Source organism: Bradyrhizobium sp. MV1.5 (assembly GCF_055807615.1).
Map to the genome: position 1 here is coordinate 225,044 of NZ_JBVVPL010000002.1, position 16,192 is coordinate 241,235.

At 63.2% G+C, this 16,192-nt stretch carries 22 protein-coding genes and 1 pseudogene; 11 read left to right on the forward strand and 12 right to left on the reverse strand.

The window, feature by feature from the left end:
* Positions 1–13 precede the first annotated feature (13 nt).
* The 3 genes from AC0L2J_RS03150 (at position 14) to AC0L2J_RS03160 (ending at position 1,589) form a co-directional block, all read left to right on the forward strand.
* Positions 14–613, forward strand: a complete 600-nt coding sequence (locus AC0L2J_RS03150; protein ID WP_473387127.1) for an NADPH-dependent F420 reductase — start codon at positions 14–16, stop codon at positions 611–613.
* A 314-nt stretch (positions 614–927) separates the two neighbouring features.
* Positions 928–1,338, forward strand: coding sequence for a nuclear transport factor 2 family protein (locus AC0L2J_RS03155; protein WP_473387128.1), 411 nt, complete (start codon positions 928–930; stop codon positions 1,336–1,338).
* 11 nt (positions 1,339–1,349) lie between these two features.
* Positions 1,350–1,589, forward strand: coding sequence for a hypothetical protein (locus tag AC0L2J_RS03160; RefSeq protein ID WP_473387130.1), 240 nt, complete (start codon positions 1,350–1,352; stop codon positions 1,587–1,589).
* Between the two features lie 91 nt (positions 1,590–1,680).
* Here the strand turns inward: AC0L2J_RS03160 and AC0L2J_RS03165 are convergent, their stop codons facing one another.
* From AC0L2J_RS03165 to AC0L2J_RS03180, 4 genes are all read right to left on the reverse strand, one after another.
* Positions 1,681–2,064: a hypothetical protein gene (locus AC0L2J_RS03165; protein WP_473387132.1), complete on the reverse strand. Its 384-nt coding sequence runs from the start codon at positions 2,062–2,064 to the stop codon at positions 1,681–1,683.
* Positions 2,064–2,216: an integrase gene (locus AC0L2J_RS03170; protein WP_473387134.1), complete on the reverse strand. Its 153-nt coding sequence runs from the start codon at positions 2,214–2,216 to the stop codon at positions 2,064–2,066. The genes AC0L2J_RS03165 and AC0L2J_RS03170 overlap by 1 nt, the downstream gene beginning before the upstream one ends.
* A gap of 147 nt (positions 2,217–2,363) precedes the next feature.
* Complete coding sequence (locus tag AC0L2J_RS03175) at positions 2,364–2,930, reverse strand: type II toxin-antitoxin system VapC family toxin (RefSeq protein ID WP_473248466.1); 567 nt, start codon at positions 2,928–2,930, stop codon at positions 2,364–2,366.
* Position 2,931: 1 nt separating this feature from the next.
* On the reverse strand, positions 2,932–3,156 hold the full coding sequence (locus tag AC0L2J_RS03180; RefSeq protein ID WP_035974954.1) for a hypothetical protein: 225 nt from the start codon (positions 3,154–3,156) through the stop codon (positions 2,932–2,934).
* Between the two features lie 453 nt (positions 3,157–3,609).
* Here AC0L2J_RS03180 and AC0L2J_RS03185 point away from each other — a divergent pair, with 453 nt between their 5' ends.
* A complete protein-coding gene (locus AC0L2J_RS03185; RefSeq protein ID WP_473387136.1) occupies positions 3,610–4,002 on the forward strand; it encodes a VOC family protein in 393 nt (130 codons plus the stop codon).
* Positions 4,003–4,083: 81 nt separating this feature from the next.
* Here AC0L2J_RS03185 and AC0L2J_RS03190 read toward each other — a convergent pair.
* The 3 genes and pseudogenes from AC0L2J_RS03190 to guaA all read right to left on the reverse strand — a co-directional run.
* A pseudogene (locus AC0L2J_RS03190) lies at positions 4,084–4,237 on the reverse strand (GMP synthase (glutamine-hydrolyzing)); the annotation flags it as partial.
* Between the two features lie 59 nt (positions 4,238–4,296).
* Positions 4,297–5,196, reverse strand: coding sequence for an HNH endonuclease (locus AC0L2J_RS03195; RefSeq protein ID WP_473248464.1), 900 nt, complete (start codon positions 5,194–5,196; stop codon positions 4,297–4,299).
* A 67-nt stretch (positions 5,197–5,263) separates the two neighbouring features.
* Positions 5,264–6,862: a glutamine-hydrolyzing GMP synthase gene (gene guaA / locus AC0L2J_RS03200; protein ID WP_473387138.1), complete on the reverse strand. Its 1,599-nt coding sequence runs from the start codon at positions 6,860–6,862 to the stop codon at positions 5,264–5,266.
* Positions 6,863–7,008: 146 nt separating this feature from the next.
* Between guaA and AC0L2J_RS03205 the strand changes: the two genes are divergently transcribed.
* The 3 genes from AC0L2J_RS03205 to AC0L2J_RS03215 all read left to right on the forward strand — a co-directional run bounded on the left by AC0L2J_RS03205 (position 7,009) and on the right by AC0L2J_RS03215 (position 8,434).
* A complete protein-coding gene (locus AC0L2J_RS03205) occupies positions 7,009–7,380 on the forward strand; it encodes a nuclear transport factor 2 family protein (protein WP_473387140.1) in 372 nt (123 codons plus the stop codon).
* Positions 7,381–7,633: 253 nt separating this feature from the next.
* Complete coding sequence (locus AC0L2J_RS03210) at positions 7,634–7,966, forward strand: DHCW motif cupin fold protein (RefSeq protein ID WP_473387142.1); 333 nt, start codon at positions 7,634–7,636, stop codon at positions 7,964–7,966.
* A 258-nt stretch (positions 7,967–8,224) separates the two neighbouring features.
* Complete coding sequence (locus AC0L2J_RS03215) at positions 8,225–8,434, forward strand: cold-shock protein (RefSeq protein WP_007592195.1); 210 nt, start codon at positions 8,225–8,227, stop codon at positions 8,432–8,434.
* Positions 8,435–8,559: 125 nt separating this feature from the next.
* Here the strand turns inward: AC0L2J_RS03215 and AC0L2J_RS03220 are convergent, their stop codons facing one another.
* Positions 8,560–9,858, reverse strand: coding sequence for an RsmB/NOP family class I SAM-dependent RNA methyltransferase (locus AC0L2J_RS03220; RefSeq protein ID WP_473387144.1), 1,299 nt, complete (start codon positions 9,856–9,858; stop codon positions 8,560–8,562).
* Between the two features lie 34 nt (positions 9,859–9,892).
* On the reverse strand, positions 9,893–10,315 hold the full coding sequence (locus AC0L2J_RS03225) for an MAPEG family protein (RefSeq protein WP_007609147.1): 423 nt from the start codon (positions 10,313–10,315) through the stop codon (positions 9,893–9,895).
* 168 nt (positions 10,316–10,483) lie between these two features.
* On the opposite strand from AC0L2J_RS03225, the gene AC0L2J_RS03230 reads away from it, so the two are divergent.
* Positions 10,484–11,143, forward strand: coding sequence for a hypothetical protein (locus tag AC0L2J_RS03230; RefSeq protein ID WP_007609145.1), 660 nt, complete (start codon positions 10,484–10,486; stop codon positions 11,141–11,143).
* A gap of 70 nt (positions 11,144–11,213) precedes the next feature.
* Complete coding sequence (locus AC0L2J_RS03235) at positions 11,214–12,056, forward strand: metallophosphoesterase family protein (RefSeq protein ID WP_007609144.1); 843 nt, start codon at positions 11,214–11,216, stop codon at positions 12,054–12,056.
* A gap of 16 nt (positions 12,057–12,072) precedes the next feature.
* On the opposite strand, the gene AC0L2J_RS03240 is transcribed toward AC0L2J_RS03235, so the two are convergent.
* The 3 genes from AC0L2J_RS03240 to guaB all read right to left on the reverse strand — a co-directional run bounded on the left by AC0L2J_RS03240 (position 12,073) and on the right by guaB (position 15,154).
* Positions 12,073–12,369, reverse strand: a complete 297-nt coding sequence (locus AC0L2J_RS03240) for a hypothetical protein (protein ID WP_473387235.1) — start codon at positions 12,367–12,369, stop codon at positions 12,073–12,075.
* Between the two features lie 151 nt (positions 12,370–12,520).
* Positions 12,521–13,543, reverse strand: a complete 1,023-nt coding sequence (locus AC0L2J_RS03245) for an NADP-dependent oxidoreductase (protein ID WP_007609140.1) — start codon at positions 13,541–13,543, stop codon at positions 12,521–12,523.
* A 120-nt stretch (positions 13,544–13,663) separates the two neighbouring features.
* Positions 13,664–15,154 (reverse strand): IMP dehydrogenase, encoded by a 1,491-nt coding sequence (gene guaB / locus AC0L2J_RS03250; protein WP_007609139.1) that lies wholly within the window; start codon positions 15,152–15,154, stop codon positions 13,664–13,666.
* A 263-nt stretch (positions 15,155–15,417) separates the two neighbouring features.
* On the opposite strand from guaB, the gene AC0L2J_RS03255 reads away from it, so the two are divergent.
* Both AC0L2J_RS03255 and AC0L2J_RS03260 read left to right on the forward strand, forming a co-directional pair.
* On the forward strand, positions 15,418–15,648 hold the full coding sequence (locus AC0L2J_RS03255; protein ID WP_035974028.1) for a FitA-like ribbon-helix-helix domain-containing protein: 231 nt from the start codon (positions 15,418–15,420) through the stop codon (positions 15,646–15,648).
* Positions 15,645–16,037, forward strand: coding sequence for a type II toxin-antitoxin system VapC family toxin (locus tag AC0L2J_RS03260; RefSeq protein WP_007609137.1), 393 nt, complete (start codon positions 15,645–15,647; stop codon positions 16,035–16,037). Before AC0L2J_RS03255 ends, AC0L2J_RS03260 begins: the two co-directional genes overlap by 4 nt.
* Positions 16,038–16,192 lie beyond the last annotated feature (155 nt).

The window sequence follows — 16,192 nt, forward strand, 5'->3', positions numbered from 1 at the left end:
TCGGAGAAACATCATGAGCTACGCAATCATCGGCTTCGGCCATATCGGCCAGGCCCTGGCCAGGGCGTTTGCCCGCAATGGCATCGAAGTCTCCGTCGCAACCACGCGCGACCCGGAAAGCTTTGCATCCGCCGCGGCCGCGATCGGACCCACGATCATTCCCAAAAAACTGGCGGACGCCGTCAAGGCGGACATCGTCTTCTTGGCGGTCCGTTTCGAGTCGCACCAGGATGTCGCGAAGGCGCTGCCCACCTGGCAGGGCAAGACGATCGTCGATGTGACCAACGCCTACGGCGTGCCGCCTGAGAAACTGGGGGGACAACCTTCTTCCAAGGCCCTCGCGCAAGCCTTCACCGGCGGACGACTGGTCAAGGGCTTCAACCATTTGGGTGCTGCCGTGCTTGGCCAGGATCCGGCCGTCCATGGCGGCAGGAGAGTCGTGTTCCTGGCGAGCGACGATGACGCTGCCGCAGCGGAGATTGGCACGCTTGCGGAAAAGCTCGGCTTCGCGCCGATCAAACTCGGCGGGCTTTCGGAAGGCGGGCTGCTTGTGCAAGCGCGCGGAAACAGCTGGGGCCACCTGATCTTCAAGGATTTGGTCAAGTTCGGCTGATGAACACGACGTCCCCACCGGCAGCAGGGCTATAGCAGCTGAAGAGACATAAGGCTGGAAGCTCGGCTGCGGCCATCCTTCGAGACGCCCGCCTGCGGCGGGCCCTCAGGATGAGGAATACGTGTGCGGCAGCATTCGACGCGGATGGATGGGGCTGAGCCTCATCCTGAGGAGGCCGCGAAGCGGTCGTCTCGAAGGACGAGGCGCTCGCTCAGGCGTCGCTGAGACGTCGTCTGCGACGCGCTGCCACCGGCCGGGACACGACACACGGGATCGGATCGCGTGCGATCCGATCCGAGCAATGGAGAAATCCCATGAGCATCGAGAACAACATCCAGACCGTGAAGGACTTCTTCGCCGCGATCGGCCGCGGCGACAGAGAGGCCCTGCTGGCGCTGGTCACTGAAGACATTGAGTGGATCATTCCGGGCGAGGACTGGCCGCTGGCCGGCACGCACCGCGGTCACGACGGGGTGACGGATTTGCTCCAGACGGCATCCAAGTCGGTCGAAACGTCCACGGAACCCCGCGAGTTCGTCGCGCAAGGAGACCGGGTCCTGGTCGTCGGCTTCGCGAAGGGAAAGATCAAAGCCACGAGCAAGACATTCGAGGACGACTGGGTCTTCGCCATCACCGTTCGAAACGGCAAACTGACGAACATCCGGGAGTACGTCGACACGCAAGCACTGGCGCGAGCCGCGCGCGTGTCGAACACCCGAGCCTAAAGGAGATTCCGATGTACGAAGAATCCAAGCTAGCCGAGTTGATCCGGTTCGCACGCGTAAACGCGGGCTCCACCGTCATCGACGTTTACCCAGGCGACGGCGACTGGACCCGTCTCTTCTCCGACCTCGTGGGGGCCGACGGACGAGTAAGCACCCTGCTCGCGAACTACGATCCGCATTCGATCAAGGTGTTCGATCCCGCGATCAAGGGCAAGACCGATCGCTTCGCCTATCGGTTCGTGAAGCCCTGACAGAGATCGTAGGGCGGATTAGCGAAGCGTAATCCGCCCTACGCATCCGCTGCGGGTCAGTTGCAGTTCTTGAGCTTCCGGTGCTGCCGGATCACTTTTTAGGCGTGCCGTCAGATGGCAGCTCTGCCGACCCGCCGATTTTCTTCGAGACCAAATAGACGTCGACGCCGCTCATCGAGCATTCCTCGCTTGATGCCTGGTTTTTCGTGATGACCTCGATTGTCTTGCCATCCTTGGTGTGAAACGTGATGTCGTAAACCTGCTGGTGGAGGTCCTTGCCGATCTTTTCGGATGCGAGACGAACGGCCTTGGTCTGCGCCTCGATCACTGATGGGATATCAATCAGGCCGGCGTTCTTGAGGTGCACGAGGGCCATGTTCGTGGGCCAACTCGCGCAGTCCGGAGACTTTGCCAGAGCCACCGCAGCCGGCATGGCAAATATTGCGGCCATCACCACTTTCAACGCGGCGCACATCAATGCACCACCTCGATGGTGTGGTGACCACTTTCCCGGATCTGCTTACGCCCATTGATGGGCGGGACGGCAACGTACATGCCGTCGCGGTCGCCGCGCTTGCAAAGCGTCTTGCCACGCTTGAGCTTCGGAAGTCCCGTATCGGTCAACAAGGTATTCTCCGTTCGGTTCGCCGCCAGATACCATCATGGACCATGATGGTACAGAACCGACCGAAACGGAGCCACCGTATTTCCGTTTGTGCGATGGGCCCGCGAGCATGAACAGGTTAGTAGAGAAATCAGCGGTCGTCGGAAGCCTCATATCTGCCGATAGAACAGTGCCCGCCCGCCGGGCATGAGCTGGAGCAGGATATCAAAGTCACCAATATTCGTCGTCAGCACGACAAGGCCGAGCTTCCGCGCCTGGAGGAACAGCACACTATCCCCGAGCGCCCGAAGCTTCAGATCGTTCCCGTAGCCCTGGAGCCGGCAGAGGATTCCCGACAGCAGCGCTGCTCTGCCGAGCACCTCGATGTCTGGCGTAAAGATTCGATGGGGCGGCATCGCCTTGATCCGCTTGCCAATCTCGGCGGTGACCCGCGGGGTCCGCTTGTCAGCCGGGTTCAGCACGCCGACAGTGTGCATCAATTCCTGAATGGCAACCGACGAATGATTGACCTGGCGATGCGCGATGAGCTCTTCCAGCAGAGCTGGCGCGCGCGCCTGCATCTGGTCGATGTAGACGCAGGTGTCGAGCAAGAGCCCCTGCCCACCGATCTGGCCGGCGGCGACGAACGGAAGGACGTTGTCATGACGCCGGGCGAGCGTTCGCTTGGGGTTGAACCGGGCCCACCTGCATGCGGCGTCGAAATCGAACTCCGCCACGTCAGAAGCCGAGTTTCAGATCAGGATCGACCTTGCCTCGTGACTTCCGAAAGTCCTCGGCGAAATTGTCCTCCAGAGCGATGCTGGCCAGAGCAAACTCGATCAGGTCCGTATCGGCCACGATTCCGGTCTGCCGTTTGGCTTGCCTGATCAGCGCCGGACTGACGCGGCCGGCGATCCGGCCGCTCTTCCTACTGAGGAGACCGGATTGCTCGGCGGCCCGCATCACCGCCTCCACCCGTACGCTGCCGAGCTGGATTTCGCCTTTTGCGTCACCTTGGACGCGCTTTGGCCGCCGCGCCCCGCCCGTAAGGCCACTGCCCGGCGACCGCCGCCGACCCCGCGCCGCCGGCCGTTTTGACGAAACTCCTGCCATGGCGCTCCCTCATGTTGAACAAATCGGCATATTGTTGAACATATAGCTTTGGTTCGCCGGCTTCAAGACGCGACCGTCGCGGCAGCTCGCAGGATGAGGTGGAGCGCAGCGATACCCATCCTTGCACTTAGGGCGGCGGAAGTTGTGTGCACTGGCACCGTGACTCCAGTCCCGTGTCGGTCAACAAGGCATTCTCCGTTCGGTACGCCGCCAGACGCGATCGTGGTGCTGCTTCATTATTTTCAAATACGTTGTTATCTTTTGTCAGAAGAAACTCGACTGTCGGTCAACCGAGGCCCGCGAATGAAAAGCTTGAACAATCTAGAGTGTGTGACCCTCTTCGTTGACGACCTCGCGCGCGCGAGGACATTCTACGAGGCCGTGTTCGACGCCAAGCCTATCTATTCCGACGCGGTATGCAGCGTGATCGGGCTTGGTGGTGTCATGGTCAATTTGCTTCAGGAGACGGAGGCACTGCAGCTCGTCCAGCCGTTGGTGCCGGCTGCTTCGAGCGCCGGACCTCGCATGCTCATGACCATTCGAGTCAGCGATGTCGATGATGCCTGCGTAAGGCTCCGCCAAAGCGGCGTGGACCTAGTGAACGGCCCTATCGATCGTCCCTGGGGTCGCCGCACCGCCGCCTTTTCCGACCCATCCGGTCATATGTGGGAGATCGCACAGGAGATACCCTCCTAGCGTCCGTCATCAGCGCCGGGACGTCTGCACCAAAGCGGGTCTAATTGGCGAGTGGCAGAGCATTGCTCCGATGGCACCACCAAGGCCAATGGGCGATAGCGCCGCTATCAAGCGCACGACGAACTCGTAGGTGCGGCCGTCACCCATGACGCCGACGGTCTTGACGGGGAGCCACCGCAAAGGCCTGCCAGATGTCGATGTAGAGGCCGTGCTTGCGGATCTGGTCGATGTAGACCACCGCAAATGCGACGGATTTTGCTGCGGTCTGTCCGTCTTAAGCTTCTCCGGTATCGCCTATTGCTTGAAGCAATGCTCGCGATGCCATTTTAGGAAATGCGGATGTGGACGATCCGATATCCGTCGCGGCGCAAGTGCATGCCCAGTATTATTGATGATCGATCGCGCTCCGTCCGGATCGTTGGTGTGGCGCGAGACCAATATCTCGAGATTGTCCGCCAGGCTAATGAGACCGCGATCGAACATCCAATGCGCGGTGCCAGAAAGAGCGATGCCATTGCTAATGATATCGGGCCCGTGTGCCTCGACTGGTCGTATGTGAGCGGCTGCGACCTCTGCACGGCCCATCCCATTGATGAGCTTTAGCCCGGTAATAGCGCATCGCTCATCATAGGCGCGGAGCACGATGCGGCGGAAAACTCGATCACGCAAGATTCTCGATACTGTCAGGTTAACACGTTCGCGCTGTTGGTCGAAGCTGAACGGCGTCTGCTCCTCGTTGAGATCGAGTGAGTGGAAGTCCTCGTCGCGCCGCGGCAGCAGCGGCGCATTCTCCGCCAAACCAAGTCCGCATATTGTATTGAAATCGTCTGGAGAGATTGGACGGACCGCAGACTGAGCACGTCCTGAAATTCGTCCCTGCTCGTTTAAGACGCCGCGCTCCACAGGACCAGAGGGACTGCTGAATGGAACTGGATTGGCGAAATCGAGATAGCTGCCCGGCTCAATCAAAGCAAGGTACATCCCCGGCCTGCCGGGATCGGGAATAACCTGCCGTACCTTCGCAATCGCAAAGTAGCCGCGCGTTTCGGCTATCTTGCTCGGTTCATAGTAAATGATCCAGTTGCCGACGCAGGCTTCAACGCGACGCAAGTACTGGCTGGGAAACTGATAGCGTTCAGCCGGGCTGTCATCGTAGATCGAGTCCGATCGATGGATGAATACCCCAAATCCCATGGCTAATGCGGCGCCGCCTCTCTGGGATGAAAACAGCTGATGAGCGACGACCTACCGTTGAGATCCCCTACTCCCACTCAATCGTCCCCGGCGGCTTGCTGGTCACGTCGTACACCACCCGGTTCACGCCCTTCACCTCGTTGATGATGCGCGTGGCGGTCTCGCCAAGGAATTTCATGTCGAACTGGTAGAAGTCCGCGGTCATGCCGTCGGTGGAGGTGACGGCGCGCAGGCCGACCACGAAATCATAGGTGCGGCCGTCGCCCATGACGCCGACGGTCTTGACCGGGAGCAGCACCGCGAACGCCTGCCAGATGTCGTCGTAGAGGCCGTGCTTGCGGATCTGGTCGATGTAGACGGCATCGGCTTTGCGCAGGATGTCGAGCTTCTCCTTCGTGATGTCGCCGGGGCAGCGGATGGCGAGGCCGGGGCCCGGGAACGGGTGGCGGCCGACGAAGATTTCGGGCAGGCCCAGTTCGCGGCCGAGCTTGCGCACCTCGTCCTTGAACAGCTCGCGCAGGGGCTCGACCAGCTTCATGTTCATGCGCTCAGGGAGACCGCCGACATTGTGGTGTGACTTGATCGTCACCGACGGGCCGCCGGTGAAGGAGACGCTCTCGATCACATCGGGATAGAGCGTGCCTTGGGCAAGGAAGTCGGCGCCGCCGATCTTCTTGGCCTCCGCCTCGAACACCTCGATGAAGAGACGGCCGATAGTCTTGCGCTTGGTCTCGGGATCGGTGACGCCTTCGAGTTCACCCAAGAACTGTTTCGAGGCATCCACGTGCACGAGCGGGATGTTGTAGTGGTGGCGGAACAGGTCGACCACCGTCTTGGCTTCGTCGAGACGCAGCATGCCGTGATCGACGAACACGCAGGTGAGCTGCTCGCCGATCGCTTCGTGGATCAGCACGGCCGCGACCGCGGAATCGACTCCGCCGGACAGGCCGCAGAGCACCCTGCCCTTGCCGACCTGGGCGCGGATCTTGGCGATCTCCTCCTCGCGGAAGGCGCGCATGGTCCAATCGCCGGAAAGGCCGGCGATCTTGCGGACGAAATTGCGGATCAGTTTGGCGCCGTCCGGCGTGTGCACCACTTCCGGGTGGAACATCAGGCCATAATATTTGCGTGTCTCGTCCTGGATGATCGCGAAGGGCGCGTTCGGCGAGGTACCGGCCACCGAGAAGCCCGGCGGCATTTTCGTGATGCGGTCGCCATGGCTCATCCAGACCTGGTTCTTGCCACCTGGCGACCAGACATCCTCGAACAGCTTGCTCGGCGCTTTCACCTCGACATCGGCCCGGCCGAATTCGCGGTGATGGCCGCCCTCGACCGTGCCCCCGAGCTGCTCCGCCATGGTCATCTGGCCGTAGCAGATGCCCATCACCGGCACGCCGGAATCGAAGATCGCTTGCGGGGCGCGGGGCGAGCCCGCCTCATGCACCGACTCAGGCCCGCCGGAGAGAATCACCGCCTTCGGCTTCATCTCGTTGAAGGCTTGCTCGGCCTTGTTGAACGGGACGATCTCGCAATAGACGCCGTCCTCGCGCACGCGACGCGCGATGAGCTGCGTCACCTGGCTGCCGAAGTCGACGATGAGAATCTTGTCGTGCGCCGAGGCCAGCGAGGGCGTCGACGCGGAGCGGTCGGTCTGTGCTGCTGTCATGGCAAGCAAATACGCGACGGGGACTTTTCCCGCAACCGCGCGGGCCGCGCGCCCACATTCTTCTTTGGGCATGGACAAATGGAGATAGGTCAGTATTATTGACCTAATGTGCTCCGCGTCACACAGGAGCAATCAGGGAGACCGCCATGTCACAGCACCATCAGCCATCAACGCTTGCCGAGCTCGGCCGGACCTGGATCGAGGTCTGGAACGCCCGAGATCTCGAACGCGTGCTCACGCTCTATGCCGACGACGTCGTCATGACCTCGGACCGCATCCCCGCGATGGGGTTCGATGAAAGCGGTACCGTGCGCGGCAAGGATGTGTTGCGCGCCTATTGGGGCAAGGCGCTCGCCCTGTTGCCGAACCTGCATTTCTCGCTCATCGAATTGTTCGTCAGCCCTGACAGCGTGGCGGTGCTCTACGAGAACGAGCGGGGAAAGCGGATCTGCGAATATCTGCGGGTGAATGCGGCCGGAAAGATCGTGCAGGGATCGGCGAATCATCCGGTGCATTAAGCGCTGCCTTCGGCTCAGCGACGTCGCTCTCCCTTCCCGTCATCCTGAGGCGCGAGCTCTGCGGCGCAACTGCGCCGCTGAGGGAGCCTCGAAGGATGCACGGCCCGGGAAGCAGCCGGGCCATCGCCCTTCGAGGGCCGCTAAGAAGCGGCCACCTCAGGGTGACGGTGATGGAGTAGAGCTCGCAACGACGGAGACTGTGGCGAGAGCGTGCGCTAACAACAATACTGCCGGCACCGAGACAGGACACCCCATGAAGCTCCCCACCTCCCCCTTCACCGTCACCGACTGGAGCAAGGTCGAGCCGACCATCCATCCCGGCGAGACCGGGCAAGCGCAGTGGCGCACGGTCGACATCGGCGAACTCCGGGTGCGGATGGTCGAATATTCGCAGGGCTATCTCGCCGACCATTGGTGCGACCGCGGCCACGTGCTGTATGTGCTGCAGGGCGAGCTCGACAGCGAGCTGCGCGACGGGCGCAAGTTCAAGCTCACGGCGGGGATGAGCTACCAGGTCTCGGATTTCGGCGACGCCGCGCACCGGTCCTCGACGGTGACGGGGGCGACGCTGTTTATCGTCGATTGAGGCGCCCGGGAGGGTTAATTTGCACCGCAAAATAGCAAAATTCGGCCACATCCCGAGCGACGGGTGGTGCCTTGAAGTGGCCCCAAAATCTCGCTATATTGTGATCATCGATACTTGGCCGAACGACTGGGCCGCTTCGCTTCGTTGCTGACGGGCGCGCACGCTTCAGATGATTTCTCCAACATCGACTGATCAGGACTATGGGCGCAATAGTGCGTACCGGTCCGCGTGTTAACTTCTTAAGCAAAGGAAATTCCCATGGCTATGGGCACCGTGAAGTGGTTCAACAATCAAAAGGGTTTTGGTTTCATTCAGCCGGATGACGGCGACAAGGACGTGTTCGTGCACATCAGCGCCGTCGAGCGCGCCGGCCTCTCGACCCTCAACGAAGGTCAGAAGGTCTCGTTCGACATCGTCGCCGATCGTCGCAGCGGCAAGTCCTCGGCTGACAATCTCCGCGTCGGCTAAAGCCCGCGCACCGTTCTGACCACGGACGTACCGGCAGAACGTCAAGTTAAAAAACCCCGCGACCGGGTTCCGGTTCGTGGGGTTTTTGTTTGGGGCCGCCGCACCCGCCAAGAGCGGCGACGACGCTACGATTTCTTCAGCACCGAGACGAAGAACCCGTCCGTCCCCGTCCGCCGCGGCGTCATCAGCCAGCCTTCGGCGGATCGCAGCGCGGTTTGTGCAAACTCCTCCGCCCTATCCCAGAGCACGCTCGCGGTCTGCTCGGGCGGCACCACCGCGAACTCGGGATGGCGGGCGGTGAACGCCTTCACCTGCTCGCCGTTCTCCTCTGAAAGCACCGAGCAGGTGATATAGGCGATGCGGCCGCCGGCCTTGACCAGCGGAACCGCGCGATCGAGCACCGCAGCCTGGTCCCGCAAGCGGATCTCGAGCGCGCCCGGGCGCATGCGCCATTTGGCATCGGGGTTGCGGCGCCAGGTTCCGGTTCCCGTGCACGGCGCGTCGATCACGACGAGGTCGGCGGTGGCGCTGATCTCGGCCAGCGGATCGGCCTCGCCCTTGGGCGTGCGCACATCGGCATTGTGGACGCCGGCGCGCGACAGGCGTTCGTGGATGGGCGCAAGTTGCCGCTTGTCGCTGTCGGTCGCGATCAGCCGGCCCTTGCCCTGCATCATCGCGGCGAGCGCCAGCGTCTTGCCGCCAGCTCCCGCACAGAGATCGATCACCTGCTCGCCCGGTTTTGCCGCGGTCAAGGCAGCCGCAAGCTGCGACCCCTCATCCTGCACTTCAATGGCGCCCTTGATGAAGTCCTCTTCGGCCTGGATACCGGGGTTGCGCGCATCGGCCGAAAGCTCGATGCGCAGGCCGGTTGCGGACCACTGCGTCGGTTTCGCATGAAGATGAGCAAGCGCCGCCAGCGCCTTGTCGCGATTGGATTTTAGCGTGTTGACGCGCAGGTCGAGCGGCGCCCGGCTCGCCATCGCGGCCGCCTCCGCAACGCGCTCGTCGCCGAACGCTTTTGCCAAATAAGGATCCAGCCATTCCGGATAGTCGCCGGCGGTCGCGGCCGGGGCATTCTCAAGGGACCGCGAGGCGAGCGCGGCCTGCTCGGCCTCGGTCAACGGCGCGGGGGCAAAGCGGCTGCCATCGAACAGCGCGGCCATTGTGGCCGTGTCCATGTTGCGCTCGAGGCGAAGCATGCCGATCAGCCGCGCACGCGCGGTGTCCGAATCCATCAGATACGCGCTCGAGGCGTAGCGGCGCAGCACGTCCCAGACGAGGCCGGCAATGGCGGCGCGGTCGCCCGAGCCGGCGAAGCGGTGCGCGGTGCCCCACTCCTTCAGCGCCTTGGCCGCGGGCACGCGGTCTTTCTCGATGGTGTCGATCAGTTCGATGGCTGCGGACAGCCGGGCAGCGGGAGTCATTTGAATCTTTCAGATCAGGATCGGCGAGTAGCGGCTAGATCAGCAACAGCATTTTCAACGCGAAGTAGATCCACATCGCGAGCAGGACGAGCACGCCGGCGAGCCAGATCGTGGAGCGGCGGCCGAGATTGTTGGAGGAGACGAAAATTCCGGCATGGACGAAGCGCGTCACCACGAACACCCAGGACATCAGCACGATGAACAGATCGGCATGGCGCAACGGGAGCGCCAGCGCGATCAGGGCGTAGAACAGCACCGGCAGTTCGAACTGGTTGCGGTAGCAATTGGCGATTTGTGTGGCGCCCTTGGGCCAGTTGGGCTCGCCGAGCGCAATGTCACGGCTCTTGGTCTCGCCGGAGACGAGCGCGCGCCGGCGTCCCATCGCCATGGCGATCAGGAGCGCGAAGGTGAGACCGACCTGCACGAAGACCGGCAGCAAAACCATTTGAACGGACATCGAAATTTCCCGGGATTTCCCATCGGGCGGAAGCCACAGCTAGCGTCCATTAGCGGTCACCGCTGCTCCTGACAATCAACCAGTTGAACCGGCGTTCCCGATGAGGCGACCAACTGCCGACAGCTAAAGCGATATTGCCCCTTGGGGCGCGCAAGGCGAGAGACCGCCATGAACACCCTCTTCAGCCAGATCGCCAGCCTGACCGGCGCGTTGACCGAGTCCGCCGACGGCCAGTTCGGCATCCTGATGTCGGCGCTGGCAGGCATCGCGACGGCGCTTGCGGTGGCGCTAGCAATGACGGTCTACTTCCGAATGAGCTATCGGACCTGGCGCGATGTCCTCAGGCATGGCCTCGCTGCGCTCGCCGCCCTCGCTCTGTTCGCTTTTGCCGCCTACGACATGCGCCATGCCGCGCTGGCCTATCTCGGCCTCAATCCCTCGAAACCCGCGGTCGAGTTCGAGATCCGCATGCCCAGGGAGACCTTGGCGGCGTCGTCCGACACCCAGATCGAGCTGCATACCGACCGTAACCAGACGTTGGCACTGATTGACGGCGTGCGGGAGCTCGGTGATGGCCGCTCCGTGCTGCGCGGCGCGGTGGCACTCAACCACCGCACCGCGGACCGCATGCTGGTCGTGAACCTGCCCGGCAAGGGCACTTTCGAATTTCGCCTCCGCCTGCCGGCCGAGCCGCATCGCTCCGAACAGCCCGGCGCTCAGTTCGGCCCTCAGTTCGGCCCTTGGCACCTCGCCGACCGCATCGCCTCGCCGCTGGCGAGCCCCGCCGCGCCGCAGGACGCCTACATGATCCGCTATCGCGTGCTTTAAACATTGTTCGATCGCTGACCGTGGGTGCGCCGTCATCGTTCCGACGTCGGGCGGCGCCTATGATCAATCCATGTCCGTATTTCGCCTGACGCAGATCTCCGACACCCATCTTGGCCGGCGCTTCCCCGGCCTGATCGCCAACTTCCAGGCGCTGAGCGCGCATATCGACACCGATAGGCCCGATCTCGTCGTCAACACCGGCGACGTCTCGTTCGACGGGCCGACCAGTCGCGACGATGTCGAATTCGCCAAGGGCCTGCACGATGCCCTGCCCGTCGCCTGCCGCTACATCCCCGGCAATCACGACATCGGCGACAATCCGACCGCGATCGGCCCTGCGCCGAAGCCGCCGGTCGCGGAAGCCCATCGCCAGCAATTCCGCGAGATCATCGGCGAGGACCATTGGTCGTTCGAGGCCGCGGGCTGGTGCTTCATCGGCCTCAACTCGCTGGTGATGAATTCAGGGCTCGCCTTCGAGGCCGAGCAGTTCGATTGGCTCGCCTCGGAAGTTTCGCGCGCGAACGGCAAGCCGATCGCGCTGTTCGTGCACAAGCCGGTATTTCTCAACGGGCCCGACGACCCCGAGACGCCGGAGACGTCGATCCGCTACGTGCCGCAGCCGGCCCGCGCGCGGCTGATCGAGATGTTTGCACATGTCGACCTGCGCATCATCGCCAGTGGTCACGTGCACCAGCGGCGCGACTTCACCTGGCGCCACACCCGCCACGTCTGGGCGCCGTCGGCCGGCTTCAAGATCAACGATGCGCGCCAGGACCGGATCGCGATCAAGGAGGTCGGCCTTGTGGAGTACCGCTTCCAGCCCGACGGCTTCGAGGTTCGCCACGTCAGGGCCGCCGGCCAGGTCGATATTGATATCGAGGAACTGCTCGCCCAGATGGGCGGCGAGCATTAGCGCTGCCCATCGCTGCTCAAGCTACGCTTTTGAGATCCTGCTGGATTGCGGCAAGCAAGGACTGCAGCGCGTCGCTGTTCACCGGCTTGGCCCCGGTGTTGGCGGGCTGAACATTGGCAGGCCGCGCGGCTTTGACCGGGCGCTTGGGAAATGGCGGCATGGGCGTGGGCATCGCGGATTGCGCCAACGCGCTGGCGTCCTCGGTATGAACGAACTTGCCATGGATGACGTCGTCGCGACGGCCCATGACAAACATCGTCGCCCAATAACCGGCGGCCAGCAGGATTACGCAGAAAACAACAAGCTCTAACATCATCGCACCTGAAATATGCGCAATGATTCAATGCCTTCGCCTGCCCGTCAATGAACCGAGGGTCACACCTGCGGTTTTTACGGGCGGGTGTGGCCGATCGGTCACTCTTTGTTAATCATACTCGGCGCCCGAAGGGGCCGGGAGCGGCCGGTCAAGCTTTGTCCGGCCCGACCCGCACCAGCTGCTTCCCGAAATTGGCCCCCTTCAGAAGCCCCATGAAGGCCTCGGGCGCGCTCTCCAGCCCCTCGGTGACGAACTCCTTGTACTTGACCTTGCCCTCGCGGACCCAGCCGGACATGTCGCGCAAGAAGTCGCCATGGCGGGAGGCGAAGTCGGAGACGATGAAGCCGCGGAAGGTCAGCCGCTTGGTCAGGGTCGCGCGCATCATGCTGGCGGCCCATTTCGGCGGCTTCGCTTCAGTGTCGTTGTAGTGGGCGATGAGGCCGCAGACCGGTACGCGCGCAAACGCGTTGAGCAGCGGGAACACCGCCTCGAACACGGCGCCGCCGACATTCTCGAAATAGACGTCGATGCCCTTCGGGCAGGCGTCCTTCAGCTTCGCCGCGAGATCGGGATCGCGGTGATCGATGCAGGCATCGAAGCCGAGCTCCTTCACGACGTAATCGCATTTGTCCTTGCCGCCGGCGATTCCAACCGCGCGTGCGCCCTTGATCTTCGCGATCTGTCCCACGGCCGAACCGACCGCGCCGGAGGCGCCGGCGACGACGACGGTCTCGCCTTGCTGCGGCTTGCCGATATCGAGCAGGCCCGTGTAGGCGGTCATGCCGGGCATGCCGAGCACGCCGATAGCCGTCGAGATCGGCGCGAGCTTCGGGTCGATCTTGTTCAGCCCCTTGCCGTCGGAGATCGCATGCGTCTGCCAGCCCGCGCGCGAGAGCACGATGTCGCCCTTGGCGAAGTTCGGATTGTTGGAGGCTGCGACCTCGCAGACCGTACCGGCTTCCATCACGCCACCGACGGGCACCGGCGTCGCGTAGGACGGACCGTCGCTCATGCGCCCGCGCATATAGGGATCGAGCGAGAGCCAGATGGTGCGCAGCAGGACTTCACCTGCGGCAGGCGTCGGCACGGCGAATTCCTCGATGCGGAAATCGGACGGCTTTGGCTCGCCGACGGGACGCGCGGCGAGAACGATGCGTTTGCCTTGGGACATGATGGCTTCCTCCAGATTGCTTTGTCGCAATCATTTAGGAGGTGGATGGGAATGAAGCAAACCCAACAGGCGCTGTCATGCCCCGGTCGAGCCAGGGCATGACAGCGGAATGTGGAGCGCCTAACCCCCGCCCGGATAGTTCGGCGCCTCGCGCGTGATGGTGACGTCGTGGACGTGGCTTTCGCGCAGGCCCGCGCCGGTAATGCGGACGAACTGGGCCTTGTCGTGCAGGTCCTTCATGTCCTTTGCGCCGACATAGCCCATCGCGGCGCGCAAGCCGCCCGCGAGCTGATGCATGACGTTGCCGACCGGGCCCTTGTAAGGCACCTGGCCTTCGATTCCTTCGGGCACGAGCTTGAGCGTGTCCTTGATGTCCTGCTGGAAGTAGCGGTCGGCCGAGCCGCGCGCCATCGCGCCGACCGAGCCCATGCCGCGATAGGCCTTGTAGGAGCGGCCCTGCCACAAGAACACTTCGCCTGGCGTCTCGTCGGTGCCGGCGAGCAGCGAGCCGACCATGGCGATGTCGGCACCGGCAGCAAGCGCCTTGGCAAGATCGCCGGAGAACTTGATGCCGCCGTCGGCGATGACGGGGATGTCGGACTTCTTCGCCGCCTCGACCGCATCCATGATCGCGGTGAGCTGCGGCACGCCGACGCCGGCGACGATGCGCGTGGTGCAGATCGAGCCCGGACCGATGCCGACCTTGATGCAGTCCGCGCCCGCATCGATCAGCGCCTGCGCGCCCTCCGAGGTCGCGACGTTGCCGGCAACGACCTGCACGGAATTGGACAGGCGCTTGATGCGGTTGACCGCATGGAGCACGTGACGGGAATGGCCGTGCGCGGTGTCGACCACGACGAGATCGACGCCCGCATCGATCAGCCGCTCGGTGCGCTCGAACCCGCTATCACCGACCGTGGTGGCGGCGGCGACGCGCAGGCGGCCCTGCGCGTCCTTGCAGGCCAGCGGATGGGCGACCGCCTTCTCCATGTCCTTCACGGTGACCAGGCCGACGCAACGATATTGCTCGTCGACCACGAGCAGCTTCTCGATGCGGTGCTGATGCAGCATCCGCCGCGCCTCGTCCTGGCTGACATTCTCGCGCACCGTGACGAGACCTTCATGCGTCATCAGTTCGGAGATTTTTTGCTGGCGGTCGGTGGCGAAGCGGACGTCGCGGTTGGTGAGAATGCCGACCAGCTTGCCCGGCGTGGACTTGCCCGCACCGGTGACAACCGGAATGCCCGAGATGCCGTGATCGCTCATCAGCTTGAGCGCGTCGTCCAGCGTGGCGTCGGGGCTGATGGTGAGCGGGTTCACCACCATGCCCGACTCGTAGCGCTTGACCTGCCGCACCTGGGCGGCCTGCCCTTCGGGATCGAAATTGCGGTGGATGACGCCGATGCCGCCGGCCTGCGCCATCGCGATCGCCATGCGGGCTTCGGTGACCGTGTCCATGGCGGAAGCCATGATCGGGATATTTAGCGGAATGGCGCGGGTGACACGGGAGCGGATGTCGACCTCGCCCGGCATGACGTCCGACAGGCCCGGCTTGAGCAGCACGTCGTCGAACGTGAGGGCTTCGCGAATGCCTTGTTGCACGGTGGCCATGTGCCAACTCCTTCCGCGGCCCTGCCGCAAATAGCTATGGATGAGCGCCGCCCTCGGCGTACCTTGCGGCAACGCCGGAGAATCGGAGCCCATCGGTGGGGTTGACGCGGGTCGATAGCACGGGCGGGCGACGAATCAAAGCAAATCGGACCGCCGGCCAGCCATGCACAGGTACTTTGGCAAATTCGCCGCGGATCAAAAGGCGCTGAGAAGCTGGGCTGAGACACTTTGACATGTGCAGCACATGTTTCTATGCTGATCGCATGACAACGATGATTCAGATCCGCAACGTCCCGGACGCCTTGCATCGTCGGCTGAAGTCGCGGGCTGCGCTGGCAGGCATGTCGCTGTCGGACTATCTGCTCAGCGAAATTCGGCAGGTGGCGGAACGGCCGACGCTCGACGAGTTGCGGGCGCGGTTGCGCAGCCGCACCGAAACCATGCCCTCGATCGCCCCGGCTGAAGCGGTTCGCGCGGAGCGTGATCGCGCGTGATTGTCGTCGATGCCTCGGCCCTGCTTGAAGTCCTTCTACGGACGCCCGCAGCGGCAACGGTGGAACAGCGGCTGTTCGCCCCTCATCAAACACTGCACGCCCCTCATTTGCTCGACGTCGAGGTCGCCCAAGTGATCCAGCGCTATGCCGCCAACAGGGAGATCAACGTCGAGCGTGGGCGTATGGCCCTCGCCGACTTGGCGGACCTGTCCCTGCGGCGATACCCCCACGATTTCCTTCTGCCGCGCATATGGGAGTTACGGAACAATCTGACTGCATATGACGCCACCTATGTCGCGCTGGCCGAGGCGCTCGATACACCACTGCTGACGCGCGACAGACGCTTGGCCGCGGCTCCCGGACATCACGCGCAGATCCAACTGGTGTAGTCCCATCGGGCGCCGCAGCGAGCACGTCACGCGTCCCGGCGCCCACCGTCGCCCTCGCAGAGAATTTAGGTGCCATGCGTCGATCCGCCATGGTCGCGGCCCCGTGGCGGTGATAAGCCGCAATTCTCGCCCTTCCTTCCGATTTTCATTGCCAA

Bases quoted from the DNA above. Each gene is read 5' to 3' on its own strand.
- AC0L2J_RS03150 (WP_473387127.1), top strand. From the start codon at position 14: ATGAGCTACGCAATCATCGGCTTCGGCCATATCGGCCAGGCCCTGGCC.
- AC0L2J_RS03155 (WP_473387128.1), top strand. From the start codon at position 928: ATGAGCATCGAGAACAACATCCAGACCGTGAAGGACTTCTTCGCCGCG.
- AC0L2J_RS03160 (WP_473387130.1), top strand. From the start codon at position 1,350: ATGTACGAAGAATCCAAGCTAGCCGAGTTGATCCGGTTCGCACGCGTA.
- AC0L2J_RS03165 (WP_473387132.1), bottom strand. From the start codon at position 2,064: ATGTGCGCCGCGTTGAAAGTGGTGATGGCCGCAATATTTGCCATGCCG.
- AC0L2J_RS03180 (WP_035974954.1), bottom strand. From the start codon at position 3,156: ATGCGGGCCGCCGAGCAATCCGGTCTCCTCAGTAGGAAGAGCGGCCGG.
- AC0L2J_RS03185 (WP_473387136.1), top strand. From the start codon at position 3,610: ATGAAAAGCTTGAACAATCTAGAGTGTGTGACCCTCTTCGTTGACGAC.
- AC0L2J_RS03195 (WP_473248464.1), bottom strand. From the start codon at position 5,196: ATGGGATTTGGGGTATTCATCCATCGATCGGACTCGATCTACGATGAC.
- guaA (WP_473387138.1), bottom strand. From the start codon at position 6,862: ATGACAGCAGCACAGACCGACCGCTCCGCGTCGACGCCCTCGCTGGCC.
- AC0L2J_RS03205 (WP_473387140.1), top strand. From the start codon at position 7,009: ATGTCACAGCACCATCAGCCATCAACGCTTGCCGAGCTCGGCCGGACC.
- AC0L2J_RS03210 (WP_473387142.1), top strand. From the start codon at position 7,634: ATGAAGCTCCCCACCTCCCCCTTCACCGTCACCGACTGGAGCAAGGTC.
- AC0L2J_RS03215 (WP_007592195.1), top strand. From the start codon at position 8,225: ATGGCTATGGGCACCGTGAAGTGGTTCAACAATCAAAAGGGTTTTGGT.
- AC0L2J_RS03220 (WP_473387144.1), bottom strand. From the start codon at position 9,858: ATGACTCCCGCTGCCCGGCTGTCCGCAGCCATCGAACTGATCGACACC.
- AC0L2J_RS03225 (WP_007609147.1), bottom strand. From the start codon at position 10,315: ATGTCCGTTCAAATGGTTTTGCTGCCGGTCTTCGTGCAGGTCGGTCTC.
- AC0L2J_RS03230 (WP_007609145.1), top strand. From the start codon at position 10,484: ATGAACACCCTCTTCAGCCAGATCGCCAGCCTGACCGGCGCGTTGACC.
- AC0L2J_RS03235 (WP_007609144.1), top strand. From the start codon at position 11,214: ATGTCCGTATTTCGCCTGACGCAGATCTCCGACACCCATCTTGGCCGG.
- AC0L2J_RS03240 (WP_473387235.1), bottom strand. From the start codon at position 12,369: ATGTTAGAGCTTGTTGTTTTCTGCGTAATCCTGCTGGCCGCCGGTTAT.
- AC0L2J_RS03245 (WP_007609140.1), bottom strand. From the start codon at position 13,543: ATGTCCCAAGGCAAACGCATCGTTCTCGCCGCGCGTCCCGTCGGCGAG.
- guaB (WP_007609139.1), bottom strand. From the start codon at position 15,154: ATGGCCACCGTGCAACAAGGCATTCGCGAAGCCCTCACGTTCGACGAC.
- AC0L2J_RS03255 (WP_035974028.1), top strand. From the start codon at position 15,418: ATGACAACGATGATTCAGATCCGCAACGTCCCGGACGCCTTGCATCGT.